This is a genomic window from Pseudomonas inefficax (genome assembly GCF_032164165.1).
Taxonomy (GTDB): domain Bacteria; phylum Pseudomonadota; class Gammaproteobacteria; order Pseudomonadales; family Pseudomonadaceae; genus Aquipseudomonas; species Aquipseudomonas inefficax.
Genome location: NZ_CP134401.1, coordinates 2969244 through 2985287 on the forward strand (window position 1 = coordinate 2969244; position 16044 = coordinate 2985287).

The window sequence follows — 16044 nt, forward strand, 5'->3', positions numbered from 1 at the left end:
GCTCCCACAGGGATCCCGCTGTTCCCGAGGTCGGTGGGGTACTTGTGGGAGCTGGCTTGCCGGCGATAGGGCCGGTACAGGCCACATGACCGTTTCAGCCGAGCAAAAATTAACGATATCAGATTGCTTTCACGCCACTTGATGCTGCTACCCTTGCGCCGCTTTGCCTGCACCCTCCCTATAAGAAGGATCTAATCCTATGAGCAGTACCGTCGCGGCGGGGACCTTGGCCAGTGCGCCAGGCTTCCTGTCGAAGGAGCGCATCATCGCCCGCCCGGGCTTCAACCGCTGGCTGGTCCCGCCAGCCGCCCTGGCCATCCACCTGTGCATCGGCATGGCCTATGGCTTCTCGGTGTTCTGGCTGCCACTGTCGCAAGCCCTCGGCATCACCGCCCCGGTCGCCTGCGCAGCGGACATGGGCTTCATGGCCCGAATGTTCAGCGCCGAATGCGATTGGCCGATTTCCATGCTGAGCTGGATCTACACCCTGTTCTTCGTCTTCCTCGGTTGCTCGGCAGCCGTGCTGGGTGGTTGGCTGGAACACGCCGGCCCGCGCAAGGCCGGCTTGGTGTCGGCGTTGTGCTGGTGCGGCGGCATGCTTATTTCAGCCATTGGCGTGAAGACCCACCAGCTGTGGCTGATGTGGCTGGGCTCCGGCGTAATCGGCGGTATCGGCCTGGGCCTGGGCTACATCTCGCCGGTTTCGACCCTGATCAAATGGTTCCCGGACAAGCGCGGCATGGCCACCGGCATGGCGATCATGGGCTTCGGTGGCGGGGCCATGGTCGGTGCACCGCTGGCCACCGCGCTGATGGGCCATTTCGGCAATGCGCAGGAAGTGGGCGTGTGGCAGAGCTTCGTCGTCATGGCGGCGATCTACTTCGTGTTCATGACCGCCGGTGCCCTGGCGTATCGCGTACCGCCAACCGGCTGGAAGCCCGAAGGCTGGAGCGCCCCGGTGAAGAAAGCTGGCAACACCATGGTCACCGACCGCCACGTGCACGTCAGCGTGGCCTGGAAGACCCCGCAGTTCGCCCTGATCTGGCTGGTGCTGTGCCTGAACGTGTCGGCGGGTATCGGCATCCTCGGCATGGCTTCGCCGTTGCTGCAGGAAGTGTTCGCCGGCAAGCTGCTGGGCAACGGGTTGAGCTTCAGCGAGCTGAACAGCACCCAGCTGGCGCAGATTGCCGCGATCGCCGCCGGCTTCACCGGCCTGCTGAGCCTGTTCAACATCGGCGGGCGGTTCTTCTGGGCGTCGTTCTCGGACTACATTGGCCGCAAGAACACCTATTTCGCCTTCTTCGCCCTGGGCGTGGGCTTGTACAGCCTGGTACCGAACATGGGGCACCTGGGTAACGTGGCGCTGTTCGTGGCGGCGTTCTGCATCATCCTGTCGATGTACGGCGGTGGCTTTGCCACGGTACCGGCCTACCTGGCCGACCTGTTCGGCACGCAGATGGTCGGTGCCATCCATGGCCGCCTGCTGACCGCCTGGGCGGCGGCGGGAGTGCTGGGGCCGGTGCTTATCACCTACCTGCGCGAGTACCAGTTGGCAGCCGGGGTGGAGCGTGCGGCTGCCTATGACATGACCTTGTACATCCTCGCCGGCCTGCTGGTGCTGGGCTTTGTCTGCAACATGCTGGTGCGACCGGTGGCCGACAGGCATTTCATGAGCGATGCCGAACTGGCTGCCGAGCGGGCGTTGAGCCATGACAAGGGCGCCGATGGGGCGCGCTCGCTGGAGTGGAAGGCGGCACCGGGCAGCCTGCCCCTGGTGCTGCTGGCCTGGGCTGTGGTGGTCGTGCCGTTGGCTTGGGGGGTGTGGATTACCCTGCAAAAGACGGCTGTGCTGTTCCATTGATTGGGGGCGCTTTGCGCCCCTTTCGCGACACAAGGCCGCTCCCACAGGTGACCGCATGCCCCTGTGGGAGCGGCCTTGTGTCGCGATGGGCTGCGAAGCAGCCCCAAAAGAGCGGGTTGTATAGACCTGTAATAGTATCCAGCTCCCGTAATTGCTTGCTTTGCCATATGTCATCCGCGTTTCAAGCGGGCGCGTTCTAGGCCTATAATGAAACCCTTTTCGCCTAATGATTTTGCGGAGCTGGTGATGGTCGAACGTAAGGCTTCCGTCGAGCGCAATACCCTGGAAACCCAGGTCAAGTGCTCGATCAACCTCGATGGCAGTGGCAAGGCCCGATTCGATATCGGTGTGCCTTTCCTTGAACACATGCTGGACCAGATCGCCCGCCATGGGCTGATCGATCTGGATATCGAGTGCAAGGGTGACACGCATATCGACGATCACCATACCGTCGAAGACGTCGGCATCACCCTGGGCATGGCATTCGCCCAGGCCATCGGTGACAAGAAGGGCATCTTCCGCTACGGCCACGCCTACGTGCCTCTGGACGAAGCGCTGTCGCGCGTGGTCATCGACTTCTCCGGTCGCCCGGGCCTGCAGATGCACGTGCCGTACACCCGCGCCAGCGTCGGTGGCTTCGATGTCGACCTGTTCCAGGAGTTCTTCCAGGGCTTCGTCAACCACGCCCTGGTGACCCTGCACATCGACAACCTGCGTGGCCACAACACCCACCACCAGATCGAAACCGTGTTCAAGGCTTTCGGCCGCGCCCTGCGCATGGCCATCACCCTCGACGAGCGCATGGCCGGGCAGATGCCTTCCACCAAAGGGTGCCTGTAAATGCAGACGGTAGCCGTAATCGACTATGGCATGGGTAACCTGCACTCGGTGGCCAAGGCACTCGAGCATGTAGGGGCCGGCAAGGTGCTGGTCACCAGCGATGCCGCGGTCATCCGCGAAGCCGACCGCGTGGTATTTCCGGGCGTGGGCGCGATTCGCGACTGCATGGCCGAAATCCGCCGCCTGGGCTTCGACAGCCTGGTGCGCGAAGTCAGCCAGGACCGCCCGTTCCTCGGCATTTGCGTGGGCATGCAGGCACTGCTCGACCACAGCGAAGAAAACGACGGTGTCGACTGCATCGGCCTGTTCCCGGGCCAGGTGCGCTTCTTCGGCAAAGACCTGCAGGAAGACGGCGAGCACCTGAAGGTGCCGCACATGGGCTGGAACGAAGTCGGCCAGACCAACGACCACCCGCTGTGGCACGACATCCCCGACCGTGCGCGGTTCTACTTCGTGCACAGCTACTACATCAATGCCGGCAAACCGGCCCAGGTGGTCGGCCGCGGCCATTACGGTGTCGATTTCGCCGCTGCGCTGGCCGATGGCTCGCGCTTTGCCGTGCAGTTCCACCCGGAGAAGAGCCATACCCATGGCCTGCAGCTGCTGCAGAACTTCGTCGCCTGGGACGGGCGCTGGTAAATGAGCAGGTCGAAGACCAAGGCCCCGGTCATCACCCTGGCCCCCGAGCAGGAGCGCGAAGCGCTGCACACGCTCAAGCGCTTCCTCGAAGACCGTTTCGAGCTGGAGCTGGGGTCGTTCGAAGTGGCCGAGGTCCTCGAGCTGTTCAGCAAAGAAATTGCACCCCATTACTACAACAGGGCGATTGCCGATGTTCAGCTGCACCTCAAGGAGCGGTTCGAGAGCATCGAAAGCGATCTGTGGGCGCTCGAAAAGCCCTGAAACCCCAAGAACAGACAGGTTCCCAAGATGCTGATTATCCCCGCTATCGATCTGAAGGACGGTGCCTGCGTGCGCCTGCGCCAAGGCCGCATGGAAGACTCCACGGTATTTTCCGACGACCCGGTGAGCATGGCCGCCAAGTGGGTCGAGGGTGGCTGCCGCCGCCTGCACCTGGTCGACCTCAACGGCGCCTTCGAAGGCCAGCCGGTCAACGGTGAAGTGGTCACTGCCATCGCCAAGCGCTATCCGACTTTGCCGATCCAGATCGGCGGTGGCATCCGCTCGCTGGAAACCATCGAGCACTACGTCAAGGCTGGCGTCAGCTACGTGATCATCGGTACCAAGGCGGTCAAGCAGCCGGAATTCGTCGCTGAAGCGTGCAAGGCCTTCCCGGGCAAGGTCATCGTCGGTCTGGACGCCAAGGACGGCTTCGTCGCCACCGACGGCTGGGCTGAAGTGAGCTCGGTGCAGGTCATCGACCTGGCCAAGCGTTTCGAGGCCGATGGCGTCTCGGCGATCGTCTACACCGACATCGCCAAGGACGGCATGATGCAGGGCTGCAACGTGCCGTTCACCAAGGCGCTGGCAGAAGCCACCTCGATCCCGGTGATCGCCTCGGGCGGCATCCACAACCTGGGTGACATCAAGGCCCTGCTGGACGCCAAGGCCCCGGGCATCATCGGCGCCATCACCGGCCGTGCCATCTACGAAGGCACCCTCGATGTCGCCGAGGCCCAAGCCTTCTGCGACAACTACCAAGGCTGAGGACTGAACCATGGCACTGGCCAAGCGCATCATCCCTTGCCTGGACGTGGACAACGGCCGGGTGGTCAAGGGCGTCAAGTTCGAGAACATCCGTGATGCCGGCGACCCGGTGGAAATCGCCCGTCGCTACGACGAGCAAGGTGCCGACGAAATCACCTTCCTCGACATTACTGCCAGCGTCGATGGCCGTGACACCACCCTGCATACCGTCGAGCGTATGGCCAGCCAGGTGTTCATCCCGCTGACCGTGGGCGGTGGCGTGCGCACCGTACAGGACATCCGCAACCTGCTCAATGCCGGTGCCGACAAGGTCTCGATCAACACGGCCGCGGTGTTCAACCCGGAGTTTGTTGGCGAGGCCGCGGACCGTTTCGGTTCGCAGTGCATCGTTGTGGCCATCGACGCCAAGAAGGTATCCGGCCCGGGTGAGCAGCCGCGTTGGGAGATTTTCACTCACGGCGGGCGCAAGCCGACCGGGCTGGATGCCGTTGAATGGGCGAAGAAGATGGAAGGCCTGGGGGCCGGCGAGATTCTGCTGACCAGCATGGACCAGGACGGCATGAAGAACGGCTTCGATCTTGGCGTTACCCGCGCGATCAGTGATGCGCTGGGTATTCCGGTGATTGCCTCGGGCGGGGTGGGTAACCTGCAGCACCTGGCTGACGGCATTCTGGAAGGGCATGCCAGTGCGGTGCTGGCGGCCAGTATCTTCCACTTTGGCGAGTACACGGTGCCGGAGGCCAAGGCCTACATGGCTTCGCGCGGGATCGTCGTTCGCTGACCCATTGTTGGGAGGGCTTTGCCCTCCTTTCGCGACACAAGGCCGCTCCTACAGGGATATGCGTTCCCCTGTAGGAGCGGCCTTGTGTCGCGAAAGGGCCGCAACGCGGCCCCAATGGCATCAACCGTGGTTCTTGCCGAGCAGCGCGTGATATAGCTCGCTGTCGCCCAGAATCCCCACCACCTTGTCATTCTCCTGCAGCACCAGCTTGTTCCCGGTCTGGTAGCGAATCTGCAGCGCATCGCGCATGCCGATATCCGCATGCACCAGGGTCGGTTTGCGGCCCAGCCCTTCCACCGACTGCCCCGGTGCCCAGTTCTGCATCTCCAGCCCGTTCTGCCCCTGGCGCGCACGCTTGATCGAGTTGCCTTCGCCCAGGTCCAGCCACGAATCGCCACCCGGGTCCAGGCACACCGAGCCATTCACCCGCTTGCAGTTGTCCAGGCTGCGCATCAGGCTGCGCCCGCACAGCACGTTCAGCGGGTTGGTATGGGCGACGAAGGTACGCACATACTCGTCGGCCGGGTTGAGCACGATCTCTTCCGGCTTGCTGTACTGGATGATCCGCCCGTCCTTCATGATGGCGATGCGGCTACCCAGCTTCAGCGCTTCGTCCAGGTCGTGGCTGACGAACACGATGGTCTTGCTCAGCTTGGCCTGCAGGCCAAGCAACTCGTCTTGCAGGCCCTGGCGGATCAGCGGGTCCAGTGCCGAGAACGGTTCGTCCATCAGCAGGATGTCGGCATCCATCGCCAGCGCCCGGGCCAGGCCCACGCGCTGCTGCATGCCGCCTGACAGTTCGTCCGGCTTCTTGTTGCGCCACTGGGTCAGGCCCACCAGCTCGAGCTTTTCGTCGACCAGCTTGCGCCGTTCCTTCTCGGGGCGGCCCTGCATTTCCAGGCCAAAGCTGATGTTCTCGCGTACCGTCAGCCAGGGCATCAGGGCGAATTTCTGGAACACCATGGCAATGCGCTTGGTGCGCATCATCTTCAGTTCGGCGGGGGTACAGTGGGCAATGTCGATGTGCTTGCCTTCGTGCTCGACAAACAGCTTGCCGCGGCTGACGGTGTTGAGGCCGTTGATGCAGCGCAGCAAACTCGACTTGCCCGAACCGGACAGGCCCATCAGCACGCAGATTTCGCCCTTCTGGATATCCAGGTTGGCCTTCTCGACCCCCACAACCAGGCCGGTCTGCTTGAGAATCTGCTCGCGGGTCTGGCCTTGGTCGAGCAGGGCCAGCGCTTCGCGCGGCTTGTTGGAGAAGATGACGTCGACGTCTTCGAAACGAATGATGCTCATGCTTCACCCCTTACCGGCAGGTCCGGTTGCTTGCAGATACGGTCGAGCATGATCGCCAGCAGCACGATCGCCAGGCCCGCTTCGAAGCCCAGGGAAATATCGGCGGTGTTCAGTGCGTTGACCACAGGTTTGCCCAGGCCGTCAGCACCGACCAGGGCGGCAATCACTACCATCGACAGCGACAGCATGATGCACTGGGTAACGCCGGCGGCGATGCTCGGCATCGCGTGCGGCAGTTCGATACGGGTGAGCAGCTGGCGCCGCGAGCAGCCAAAGGCCTTGCCGGCGTCCATCAGCTCCTGCGGGACATCGCAGATGCCCAGATAGGTGAGGCGGATCGGCGCGGCGATGGCGAACACCACCGTCGAGATCAGCCCCGGCACCACACCCAGGCCGAACAGGGTCAGGGTGGGGATCAGGTAGACGAATGTAGGTACCGTCTGCATCAGGTCGAGTACCGGGCGCATGGCGGTATAGAACATCGGTTTGTGCGCGGCGACGATGCCCAGTGGCACGCCGATGGCCACGCAAACCACCGTGGCAAAGGTGACCTGCGCCAGGGTTTCCATGGTTTCCTGCCAGTAACCCAGGTTGAGGATCAGCAGGAACGACAGGGCGACGAATGCGGTCAGCGCCCACTTGCGCTGGATGAAATGCGCCAGGGCGGCGAACAGAGCGATGAGCACGAACGGATTGAAGAAGGTCAGGGCACTGGTGACGCCATGGATCATGAACTCCAGGCCCTGCGCGATGGCGTCGAAGTAGTTCGCGCCGTTCTGGGTCAGCCACTCGACGAACGACGCGATGTACTCACCCAGGGGTATTTTCTGATCGATAAGCATGATAGCGAGCTTCCACCTGCATAGATTGAAATCAACCCGGGGCAGGCACGGCCTGCCCCGAGGTAGCGCTATGGCGTATTGCGTTATTGCGTCAGCTTGGCCTTGGCCGCCTCCAGGCCTGGTTTGCCATCAACGGTGGTGACACCGGCCAGCCAGGCATCCAGCTTGCCAGGGTTGTCCTTGAGCCACTTCTTGGCAGCCGCCTCGGGTTTCATCTTGTCGTCCAGGACATAGCCCATCATGGTGCTTTCATCCTTGAGCTCGAACGACAGGTTCTTCAACAGCTGGCCAACGTTGCTGCATTCCTGCACATAGCCCTTGCGGGTGTTGGTCAATACGGTCGCCTTGCCGAAGTCGGGGCCGAAGAACTCGTCCCCACCGGTCAGGTACTGCATCTTGAAGCGGGTGTTCATCGGGTGCGGTTCCCAGCCGAGGAACACCAGCGCCTCGCCGCGTTTCTGCGCGCGGTCGACCTGCGACAGCATGCCGGCCTCGCTGGACTGGACGATCTTGAAGCCGGCGTCCTTCAGGCCGAAGGCGTTCTTGTCGATCATGCTCTGGATGGTGCGGTTGCCATCGTTGCCAGGCTCGATGCCGTAGATCTTGCCGCCCAGTTCCTGCTTGAACTTGGGAATGTCGCTGAAGTCCTTCAGGCCCTTGTCATACAGCGCCTGGGGCACAGCCAAGGTGTACTTGGCGTTTTCCAGGTTGGCGCGCACGGTTTCCACAGTACCTGCGTCGCGGTACTGCTTGATGTCGTTCTCCATGGTCGGCATCCAGTTGCCGAGAAACACGTCCAGGTCCTTGCCGGTGGCCAGCGACTTGTAGGTCACCGGTACCGAGATCATGGTGGTGTGGGTCTTGTAACCCAGTGCTTCGAGCACAACGCTGGTGGTCGCGGTGGTGACCGTGATGTCGGTCCAGCCGACATCCGAGAACCGTACCGTCTTGCATTGCTCGGGTTCGGCGGCCTGGGCCAGCAAAGGCGCGGACAGCATCGCAACCAGCAACAGCGAGGGTGAACCTTTCATGGATGGACTCCTGTGATTTTGTCTTCGGGTTCGCGTGGGTCGCCGGGCTTTCTCAGGGTCCGGTCGACCAGGCCTGCAGAGGGCAGGATGCGTGGCCGTGCTTTACGAGTCGCTTTCGATAATCCTCCAGCGCCGGGCAATCGCCTACTGGTGGGGTCGTAACCAGTACGGAACGGGTCGTATCCAGTATGGGCGATGTCGTTTATGGATTTTTCCACCCCCTCAGCCGCATTTTTACGTCACCAGGCCGCCGGAAAGCGGCCTGGTGAGGGCTACTTCCCGGTAGAAAACAGCGCGGCGCTGCTGGACAAAAGTACGTCGGTTGCAGACGGCGAGGGGTGCGGTAAAAGCCCGATGATGCGTGCATTCAAGGCGGCCCGCTGCTTCAGCCTAGCAGCTGCCCCGCCCTGCGCATGGCGCGCAGAGACAAGCCCAGCAAGAGGTGATTCAACAATGGCCATCAGCGTGTTCGACCTGTTCAAGATCGGTGTCGGGCCCTCCAGCTCCCACACCGTCGGCCCCATGCGTGCTGGCGCTCTGTTCGTCCAGGGCCTGCGCGAGCGTGGCGAGCTGGAACGTGTGAAGCGGATCGAAGTGCGCCTGTATGGCTCGCTGTCGGCCACGGGTGTGGGGCATGGCACCGACAATGCCACCATCATGGGCCTGATGGGCGAATGGCCGGACGCCATCGACCCGACCCAGATCGCGCCGCGTATCGCCGACCTGCGCGAAACCAATACCCTGCAGCTGGACCGCCGCCTGCCCATCGAATTCGTCTGGGCCCGCGACATGCTGCTGCTGGACGAGAACCTGCCGTACCACCCCAACGCCATGACCCTGATTGCCGAAGGCGAGCAGGGCGAGCTGCACCGCGACACCTATTACTCGGTGGGTGGCGGCTTTGTGGTCGATGCCGCCCAGGCCGCCAGCGGCGTGCTGGATGCCGACCAGACGGTGCTGCCGTACGACTTCGACAGCGCCGCCGAACTGCTGCGCCTGTGCAAGCAAAACGACCTCAGCGTGTCGCAATTGATGATGGCCAACGAGAAGGTCTGGCGCAGCGAGGAAGAGATCCGCGCCGGCCTGCACAAGCTCTGGGAAGCCATGCAGGAATGCGTCAACAATGGCCTGAAATACGAAGGCACGCTGCCCGGCGGGCTGAACGTACGCCGCCGCGCCGCCAAGCTGCACCGCAGCCTGCAGGAAATCGGCAAGCCCAACGTGATCGGCTCGACCATGAGCGCCATGGAGTGGGTCAACCTGTTCGCCCTGGCGGTCAACGAAGAAAACGCCGCCGGCGGGCGCATGGTTACCGCGCCGACCAACGGCGCGGCGGGCATCATCCCGGCGGTGTTGCACTACTACATGCGCTTCAGTGATGCGGTGGACGAGTCCAGCGTGGTCGATTTCTTCCTCGCTGCCGCCGCGGTGGGCATTCTGTGCAAGAAGAACGCGTCGATCTCTGGTGCCGAAGTGGGTTGCCAGGGGGAAGTCGGTTCGGCTTGCGCCATGGCCGCGGCGGGCCTCGCTGAGGTGCTGGGCGCGACCCCACCGCAGGTGGAGAACGCTGCCGAGATTGCACTGGAGCACAACCTGGGCCTGACCTGCGACCCGGTCGGCGGGTTGGTGCAGGTGCCGTGCATCGAGCGCAACGCGATTGCCGCGGTCAAGGCCATCAACGCGGTGCAGATGGCCCTGCGTGGTGACGGCGAGCACTTCATTTCCCTCGACCAGGTTATCCGCACCATGCGCGATACCGGGGCCGACATGCACGACAAGTACAAAGAGACCTCGCGTGGTGGCCTGGCGGTCAGCGCCATTGAATGCTGACTCTTGATCTGACCTTAAGGGCCTCTTCGCGGGTGAACCCGCTCCCACAGGGACTGCATTATCCTTGTGGGAGCGGGTTCACCCGCGAAGGGGCCCTTGAGATTGAAACAGGTGCAGCACAGCCACAAATGTCTCTTTATGGTGCAGCGCGACGCATACCGATCGTCGGGTGTCGTTATCAGTGTGGGCGTTGTCGGTGACACTCAAGAGTGTCGTTTCTGGGCATCCTACACTGCGCGTGTCACCAAATTGCTCAGCCGTTACACGCACAGCGCCTAGCACGCCCGTTCTACGAAGATTGGCCAACTCGATCAAAACACCTGATTTGCCTGATAAAGGCGTCGTTTTCAGGTTTTTTTGGATAGCCGTTCAATTTCAGGCACGGCGTTTGCGTTGAGATTGGCACCAAGGCCCCTGCACATGAAACCGGGGCCATACATAACAAGAAATCAGTGCTCGCCTGAGGCACACCCTGCATTTGTGTGAGGAGAAATCGCGATGACGTCGTACACCTCCGGGACCCCAACCCAGAACCGCACAGCCCCCCAGTCCATCGGGTTTCTCCTACTGGACAATTTCACTCTCATTTCCCTGGCGTCGGCCGTCGAGCCGCTGCGCATGGCCAACCAGCTTTCCGGCCGCGAGCTATACCGCTGGCACACCCTGACTGTCGATGGCGGCCAGGTGTGGGCCAGCGACGGCCTGCAGATCACCCCCGACGCGGCCATGCACAGCGCCCCGCCGATGGATACAGTGATTGTTTGTGGCGGCGTCGGCATCCAGCGCACCGTTACCCGTGAGCATGTCACCTGGCTGCAGGCCCAGGCTCGCCAGTCGCGACGCCTGGGTGCAGTGTGCACCGGCAGCTGGGCCCTGGCCTGCGCCGGCCTGCTCGATGGCTTCGATTGCAGCGTGCACTGGGAATGCCTGGCTGCCATGCAGGAGGCCTACCCGCGGGTCAACATGAGCACCCGCCTGTTCACCCTCGACCGTAACCGCTTCACCAGCTCCGGCGGCACTGCGCCGCTGGACATGATGCTGCACCTGATCAGCCGCGATCACGGCCGTGAACTGTCGGCGGCAATCTCTGAAATGTTCGTCTACGAACGCATCCGCAACGAGCAGGATCACCAGCGCGTGCCGCTCAAGCACATGCTTGGCACCAACCAGCCGAAGCTGCAGGAAATCGTCGCGCTGATGGAGGCCAACCTCGAAGAGCCGATCGACCTGGACGAACTGGCGGTATACGTGTCGGTATCGCGCCGGCAGCTCGAGCGCCTGTTCCAGAAGTACCTGCACTGTTCGCCGTCGCGTTACTACCTGAAGCTGCGCCTGATCCGCGCCCGGCAGTTGCTGAAGCAGACGCCGATGTCGATCATCGAGGTGGCGTCGGTATGCGGCTTCGTGTCGACCCCGCACTTCTCCAAGTGCTACCGCGAGTACTTCGGCATTCCGCCGCGTGATGAGCGCGTGGGCTCCAACACCGCGCAGCAGGTGGCGATGATGCCGATCCCGCAGGCCATGACTCTGTCGCCGCACAGCGGGCCGATGGCGGCCCTGAGCCAGGCGCGCAACGAGTCGACCTTTGCCAGTGTGAGGCTCTGATATGGAGCCGGCTTCTTCGCGGGTGAACCCGCTCCCACAGGTACTGCACTGCTTTCGAGTTCAGTGCAGAACCTGTGGGAGCGGGTTCACCCGCGAAGAGGCCAGTACAGGAAAACGATTCAGGCGCGCTTGTTGAACTGCGCCAACGCCGGCAACAGCTGTTTGTCGATGGCCTGGCGCACCGCCGGCAGGATCGTCGCACTACCGGTATACATCTGCTCCACCATCCCCTTCAGCGCCCGTGCATTGGGCTCGGTCAGCCCGCGCACCACCGCTTCGCACGCCTGCTCGGCAGTAGCGCCGGCCGGAATCTCGAACCCGCGCGCGCGCAGGTGGCCTGCCAGATCGTCCTGGTCAATCAAATCCGCATGCATCATGGCTGTTGTCCCTTTTATCGCTAAGAGAGTGCTGCTGTGATTTACGACCGATTCTGTGACGCCGGCGACATGCCCGCAACAACAGAATGGCGCCATGGCTGCATTGGCTAAGAACAGGTCGTTTCCGGCTAAATCGAGCACCTTGGAAGGCCGCACACTGAAGCCATTCACGGTTCCTGAGGGTTTGGTCACCCTCGTTCATGCACAGTGGATGTTGCTCGCTCTTGGCCCCGGATGCTCACGGCTTTCCGGGGTTATTTTTTTCCCGAAGCAACACTTGAAGGATGCACAAATCCCTGTGGGAGCGGGTTTACCCGCGAATGCGATGGTGAAGTTACCAAAGCATTCGCGGGTGAACCCGCTCCCACAGGGCGCGCAGTCACCTTCAGGATTTTGTGTTCAGGCCTATTACCCTGCCCAGGAATTCAGCCGACGGCAGGCCCTGCTGCTCATCCACCAACCCTTGCAGCAACCCGACGCTACGCTCACTGAACGGCGCCGACTTCGGCCCCGCCAGGTCCACATGCAGCAGCATCTGCTCACTGGCCGCCAGTGCTTCGTCGAAGCCTGCCCGGTGCAGGCTGTGATAGACATGCAGGCGCTTGCGGTCGAAGCCGATGATCTGCGTCTGCGCCCACACTTCGGTACCCAGCTTCACTTCGTGCAGGTAGTTGATGTGCGCCTCCAGGGTGAACAGCGAGTTACCGCTCTGGCCGCGGCTGTCGGCATCCAGGCCGATGCGCTCCATCAGCGCATCAGTGGCGTAGCTGAAGATAAGCAGGTAGTAGGCATCGCGCAGATGCCCGTTGTAGTCTACCCAGTCCTCTTGGACCGGGGTGCGGTAGGTGATCAGTGCGGGCATCGCAGTCTCCTCAGTCGCCGAAAGCCATACCGTGCCTGGCCTTGCTGGTCTTCACCGCCTCCAGCACTGCCAGCAGCGTGTCATCACGATAGCGCTCCAGCGCAGCGATGCTGCGTTCGCCCAGCTGTTCCGAAGTGCCTTCGACCACATCGTCGATCAGCTTGTCGGTCAACTCCGGTGCCGGCAGGTAGGTCCAGGGCAGCTTCAGCGCCGGGCCGAACTGGGCCATGAAGTGGCGCATGCCGGCGTCGCCACCGGCCAGGGTGTAGGTGAGGAAGGTGCCCATGAACGACCAGCGCAGGCCGGCGCCGAAGCGGATCGCGTCGTCGATCTCGCCAGTGCTGGCCACGCCGTCGTTGACCAGGTGCAGGGCCTCGCGCCACAGCGCTTCGAGCAGGCGGTCGGCGATGAAGCCAGGGACTTCCTTGCGCACATGCAGCGGGCGCATGCCGAGTGCGGTGTAGATGGTTTTCGCGGCCTCGATAGCTTCGGGTGCCGTGCGGTTGCCGCCGACGATCTCCACCAGCGGCAGCAGGTAAACCGGGTTGAACGGGTGACCGACCACGCAACGCTCAGGGTGAGTGGATGACTCGTAGAACTCGCTGGGCAGCAGGCCCGAGGTACTGGAGCCGATGATTGCATTGGGCTTGGCGGCAGCGCTGATCTTCGCGTGCAGGTCGAGCTTGAGGTCCAGGCGCTCGGGTGCGCTTTCCTGGATGAAATCGGCGTCGCGCACGCATTCCTCGATGGTGGCCACGAATTTCAGCCGGTCTTGCGCTGCACCTGGCGCCAGGCCTTGTTTCTCCAGTGCAGGCCAGGCGTTGGCGATGCGTTTGCGCAGGGCGTGCTCGGCGCCGGGCGCCGGGTCCCAAGCGACCACGTCCAGGCCATGGGCCAGGGCGCGGGCGACCCAGCCGCTGCCGATCACGCCACTACCCAGGGCGGCGAAGGACTTGATCTCGGTGATGAAGGGCATATCGGTCTCCTGAAAGGGAATCAGCGGCGCTTGAGGTTCATTTTTTCCCGGCCTTCTGCCGGGCTGAGCACGCGGCCACCCATGCGGGTGATGATCTCTGCCGCCCGCTCGACCAGCTGACCGTTGCTGGCCAGTACGCCACGGTCCAGGTACAGGTTGTCTTCCAGGCCCACCCGCACGTTGCCACCCAGCAGCACCGCTTGGGCGGCCATCGGCATCTGCATGCGGCCAATGCCGAAGCCGGCCCAGGTGACGTTGGCTGGCAGGTTGTCGACCATGGCCTTCATGGTGGTGGTATCGGCCGGCGCACCCCACGGGATGCCCAGGCACAGCTGGAACAGCGGGTCGTTGAGCAGGCCTTCCTTGATCATCTGCTTGGCGAACCAAAGGTGGCCGGTGTCGAAGATTTCCAGCTCGGCTTTCACTCCCAGCTCGGTGATGCGCTTGGCACCGGCGCGCAGTTGCGCCGGGGTAGAGACGTAGATCGAGTTGCCATCGCCGAAATTGAGGGTGCCGCAGTCGAGGGTGCAAATTTCCGGCAGCAGCGCTTCGACATGGGCCAGACGTTCCAGTGGGCCGATCAGGTCGGTGCCCGGGCCGAATTCCAGTGGTGTTTCACCCGGGCCGATTTCCAGGTCGCCACCCATACCGGCGGTAAGGTTGACGATGATGTCCACGTCAGCTTCGCGGATGCGTTCCATGACTTCGCGATACAGCGCCACGTCACGGCTGAAGCGGCCGGTTTGCGGGTCGCGCACGTGGCAGTGGACTACGGTGGCGCCGGCTTTGGCGGCCTCTACGGCAGACTCGGCGATCTGCTTGGGGGTGACTGGAACAAGGTGGCTTTTCGAGGCGGTGTCGCCAGCGCCGGTGAGGGCGCAGGTGATGATGACGTCGTGGTTCATGGCGGTGTTCCTTGTAGTGTCTGGTGACCTTTTCGCGGGTGAACCCGCTCCCACAGGGTCAGCAGTGACCCTGAGCTTTGCGCTGTACCTGTAGGAGCAGCCTTGTGCTGCGAAGGGGCCCTGTCAGTTGGCAGTGAGCTTGAGGTTGTCCGCAGCCGGCTTGCCATCGAAGGTGGTCACACCCTCCAGCCAGCGGGCCTTGTCCTCGGGGTGGTCCTTGAGCCACTGGCGGGCCGATTCCAGCGCGTCCTTGTGGTCGAGCAGCGGCTGCATCATGCGGCTCTCGTCCTCGGCGCTGAAGTTCAGGTTGGCCAGCAGGCGGTGGGCGTTGGGGCAGCGTTCGGCATAGTCCGGCGCAGTCACCGTCCACACTGTCGCGCGGCCTTCGTCAGGGCCCAGGGCGTCCTGGCTGTCGCCCAGATAGACCATGTCGATATTCACGTTCATCGGGTGCGGTGCCCAGCCAAAGAACACCACAGCTTCGTTGCGCCGCACCGCGCGGTCGACGGCGGCGAGCATGCCGGCCTCGCTGGATTCGACCAGCTGGAACTTGCCAAGGCCAAACTGGTTCTTGGTGATCATCGCCTTGATCTGGGTGTTGGCGCCGGAGCCTGGTTCGATGCCGTAGATTTTCCCGCCCAGTTCCTTTTCGAACTTGTGAATATCGGCGAACGTCTTCAGGCCCTTGTCGGCCAGGTACTTGGGCACCGCCAGGGTGGCACGGGCGTCTTCCAGGCTGGGTTTGTCGAGTACCTTGACTTGTTTGGCGTCGACGAACGGAGTGATGGTCTGGGTCATGATCGGGTTCCAGTAACCCAGGAACATGTCCAGGCGTTTGTCGCGGATGCCGGCGAAGATGATCTGCTGCGAAGCGCTGGTCTGCTTGGTCTGGTAGCCAAGGCCATCGAGCAGCACCTGCGCCATGGCGCTGGTGGCGATGACATCGGTCCAGTTGACCACGCCCAGACGGACGTTCTTGCAGGCCGCGGGTTCCGCGGCATACAGCGGGGAAGCGACGATAGTGGTCAGGGCTACGGATAACAGGCTGCGGCGGATCAAGCGTTGCATGGTGGCTCTCCATCGGCAGGGCATTTTTTATAGGGGCCGGCCTCTCTGGGCCGTGTGAACACGCTACGCTGCTGCCAGGGTGGTAAATCGCACCCTGGCGAC

The 16044-nt window shown here is 62.8% G+C and carries 16 protein-coding genes; 8 read left to right on the top strand and 8 right to left on the bottom strand.

The annotated features are described in order from the left end of the window. Window positions 1-199 precede the first annotated feature (199 nt). The 6 genes from RIN61_RS13265 (at window position 200) to hisF (ending at window position 5147) form a co-directional block, all read left to right on the top strand. On the top strand, window positions 200-1861 hold the full coding sequence (locus RIN61_RS13265; RefSeq protein WP_112251388.1) for an OFA family MFS transporter: 1662 nt from the start codon (window positions 200-202) through the stop codon (window positions 1859-1861). A gap of 246 nt (window positions 1862-2107) precedes the next feature. After that, window positions 2108-2701, top strand: a complete 594-nt coding sequence (gene hisB, locus RIN61_RS13270; RefSeq protein WP_003255736.1) for an imidazoleglycerol-phosphate dehydratase HisB — start codon at window positions 2108-2110, stop codon at window positions 2699-2701. Then, on the top strand, window positions 2702-3340 hold the full coding sequence (gene hisH, locus RIN61_RS13275) for an imidazole glycerol phosphate synthase subunit HisH (RefSeq protein WP_063914495.1): 639 nt from the start codon (window positions 2702-2704) through the stop codon (window positions 3338-3340). Beyond that, a complete protein-coding gene (locus tag RIN61_RS13280; protein ID WP_046614499.1) occupies window positions 3341-3601 on the top strand; it encodes a DUF2164 domain-containing protein in 261 nt (86 codons plus the stop codon). Window positions 3602-3628: 27 nt separating this feature from the next. Further along, window positions 3629-4366, top strand: a complete 738-nt coding sequence (gene hisA / locus RIN61_RS13285) for a 1-(5-phosphoribosyl)-5-[(5-phosphoribosylamino)methylideneamino]imidazole-4-carboxamide isomerase (RefSeq protein WP_003257484.1) — start codon at window positions 3629-3631, stop codon at window positions 4364-4366. Between the two features lie 10 nt (window positions 4367-4376). Then, window positions 4377-5147 (top strand): imidazole glycerol phosphate synthase subunit HisF, encoded by a 771-nt coding sequence (hisF, locus tag RIN61_RS13290; RefSeq protein ID WP_025337372.1) that lies wholly within the window; start codon window positions 4377-4379, stop codon window positions 5145-5147. A 120-nt stretch (window positions 5148-5267) separates the two neighbouring features. On the opposite strand, the gene choV is transcribed toward hisF, so the two are convergent. The 3 genes from choV to RIN61_RS13305 all read right to left on the bottom strand — a co-directional run bounded on the left by choV (window position 5268) and on the right by RIN61_RS13305 (window position 8319). Then, the gene (gene choV, locus RIN61_RS13295; protein ID WP_112251390.1) at window positions 5268-6446 is read right to left on the bottom strand and encodes a choline ABC transporter ATP-binding protein; all 1179 of its coding nucleotides are present in this window, start codon (window positions 6444-6446) and stop codon (window positions 5268-5270) included. Then, window positions 6443-7291 (bottom strand): choline ABC transporter permease subunit, encoded by an 849-nt coding sequence (gene choW / locus RIN61_RS13300; protein ID WP_181457319.1) that lies wholly within the window; start codon window positions 7289-7291, stop codon window positions 6443-6445. The genes choV and choW overlap by 4 nt, the downstream gene beginning before the upstream one ends. An 80-nt stretch (window positions 7292-7371) precedes the next feature. Beyond that, window positions 7372-8319, bottom strand: coding sequence for a choline ABC transporter substrate-binding protein (locus tag RIN61_RS13305; protein WP_112251394.1), 948 nt, complete (start codon window positions 8317-8319; stop codon window positions 7372-7374). 453 nt (window positions 8320-8772) lie between these two features. Here RIN61_RS13305 and RIN61_RS13310 point away from each other — a divergent pair, with 453 nt between their 5' ends. Both RIN61_RS13310 and gbdR read left to right on the top strand, forming a co-directional pair. Further along, complete coding sequence (locus tag RIN61_RS13310; RefSeq protein ID WP_112251396.1) at window positions 8773-10149, top strand: L-serine ammonia-lyase; 1377 nt, start codon at window positions 8773-8775, stop codon at window positions 10147-10149. A 498-nt stretch (window positions 10150-10647) separates the two neighbouring features. Beyond that, a complete protein-coding gene (gbdR, locus tag RIN61_RS13315) occupies window positions 10648-11754 on the top strand; it encodes a choline metabolism transcriptional regulator GbdR (RefSeq protein WP_112251398.1) in 1107 nt (368 codons plus the stop codon). A gap of 119 nt (window positions 11755-11873) precedes the next feature. Here gbdR and RIN61_RS13320 read toward each other — a convergent pair whose 3' ends face one another. From RIN61_RS13320 to choX, 5 genes are all read right to left on the bottom strand, one after another. Then, window positions 11874-12131, bottom strand: coding sequence for a hypothetical protein (locus RIN61_RS13320; protein ID WP_046614493.1), 258 nt, complete (start codon window positions 12129-12131; stop codon window positions 11874-11876). 385 nt (window positions 12132-12516) lie between these two features. Further along, the gene (locus tag RIN61_RS13325; protein ID WP_215521037.1) at window positions 12517-12993 is read right to left on the bottom strand and encodes a thioesterase family protein; all 477 of its coding nucleotides are present in this window, start codon (window positions 12991-12993) and stop codon (window positions 12517-12519) included. Window positions 12994-13003: 10 nt separating this feature from the next. Beyond that, window positions 13004-13969: an L-carnitine dehydrogenase gene (locus RIN61_RS13330; protein ID WP_112251402.1), complete on the bottom strand. Its 966-nt coding sequence runs from the start codon at window positions 13967-13969 to the stop codon at window positions 13004-13006. 20 nt (window positions 13970-13989) lie between these two features. Beyond that, window positions 13990-14874: a 3-dehydrocarnitine:acetyl-CoA trimethylamine transferase CdhC gene (locus tag RIN61_RS13335; RefSeq protein WP_207878597.1), complete on the bottom strand. Its 885-nt coding sequence runs from the start codon at window positions 14872-14874 to the stop codon at window positions 13990-13992. 123 nt (window positions 14875-14997) lie between these two features. Next, complete coding sequence (gene choX / locus RIN61_RS13340) at window positions 14998-15942, bottom strand: choline ABC transporter substrate-binding protein (protein WP_215521038.1); 945 nt, start codon at window positions 15940-15942, stop codon at window positions 14998-15000. Between the last annotated feature and the right edge of the window lie 102 nt (window positions 15943-16044).

What these genes read in the sequence shown, in the direction of transcription:
- RIN61_RS13265 (WP_112251388.1), top strand. Translation starts at nt 200, where the DNA reads ATGAGCAGTACCGTCGCGGCGGGGACCTTGGCCAGTGCGCCAGGCTTC.
- hisB (WP_003255736.1), top strand. Translation starts at nt 2,108, where the DNA reads ATGGTCGAACGTAAGGCTTCCGTCGAGCGCAATACCCTGGAAACCCAG.
- hisH (WP_063914495.1), top strand. Translation starts at nt 2,702, where the DNA reads ATGCAGACGGTAGCCGTAATCGACTATGGCATGGGTAACCTGCACTCG.
- RIN61_RS13280 (WP_046614499.1), top strand. Translation starts at nt 3,341, where the DNA reads ATGAGCAGGTCGAAGACCAAGGCCCCGGTCATCACCCTGGCCCCCGAG.
- hisA (WP_003257484.1), top strand. Translation starts at nt 3,629, where the DNA reads ATGCTGATTATCCCCGCTATCGATCTGAAGGACGGTGCCTGCGTGCGC.
- hisF (WP_025337372.1), top strand. Translation starts at nt 4,377, where the DNA reads ATGGCACTGGCCAAGCGCATCATCCCTTGCCTGGACGTGGACAACGGC.
- choV (WP_112251390.1), bottom strand. Translation starts at nt 6,446, where the DNA reads ATGAGCATCATTCGTTTCGAAGACGTCGACGTCATCTTCTCCAACAAG.
- RIN61_RS13305 (WP_112251394.1), bottom strand. Translation starts at nt 8,319, where the DNA reads ATGAAAGGTTCACCCTCGCTGTTGCTGGTTGCGATGCTGTCCGCGCCT.
- RIN61_RS13310 (WP_112251396.1), top strand. Translation starts at nt 8,773, where the DNA reads ATGGCCATCAGCGTGTTCGACCTGTTCAAGATCGGTGTCGGGCCCTCC.
- gbdR (WP_112251398.1), top strand. Translation starts at nt 10,648, where the DNA reads ATGACGTCGTACACCTCCGGGACCCCAACCCAGAACCGCACAGCCCCC.
- RIN61_RS13320 (WP_046614493.1), bottom strand. Translation starts at nt 12,131, where the DNA reads ATGATGCATGCGGATTTGATTGACCAGGACGATCTGGCAGGCCACCTG.
- RIN61_RS13325 (WP_215521037.1), bottom strand. Translation starts at nt 12,993, where the DNA reads ATGCCCGCACTGATCACCTACCGCACCCCGGTCCAAGAGGACTGGGTA.
- RIN61_RS13330 (WP_112251402.1), bottom strand. Translation starts at nt 13,969, where the DNA reads ATGCCCTTCATCACCGAGATCAAGTCCTTCGCCGCCCTGGGTAGTGGC.
- RIN61_RS13335 (WP_207878597.1), bottom strand. Translation starts at nt 14,874, where the DNA reads ATGAACCACGACGTCATCATCACCTGCGCCCTCACCGGCGCTGGCGAC.
- choX (WP_215521038.1), bottom strand. Translation starts at nt 15,942, where the DNA reads ATGCAACGCTTGATCCGCCGCAGCCTGTTATCCGTAGCCCTGACCACT.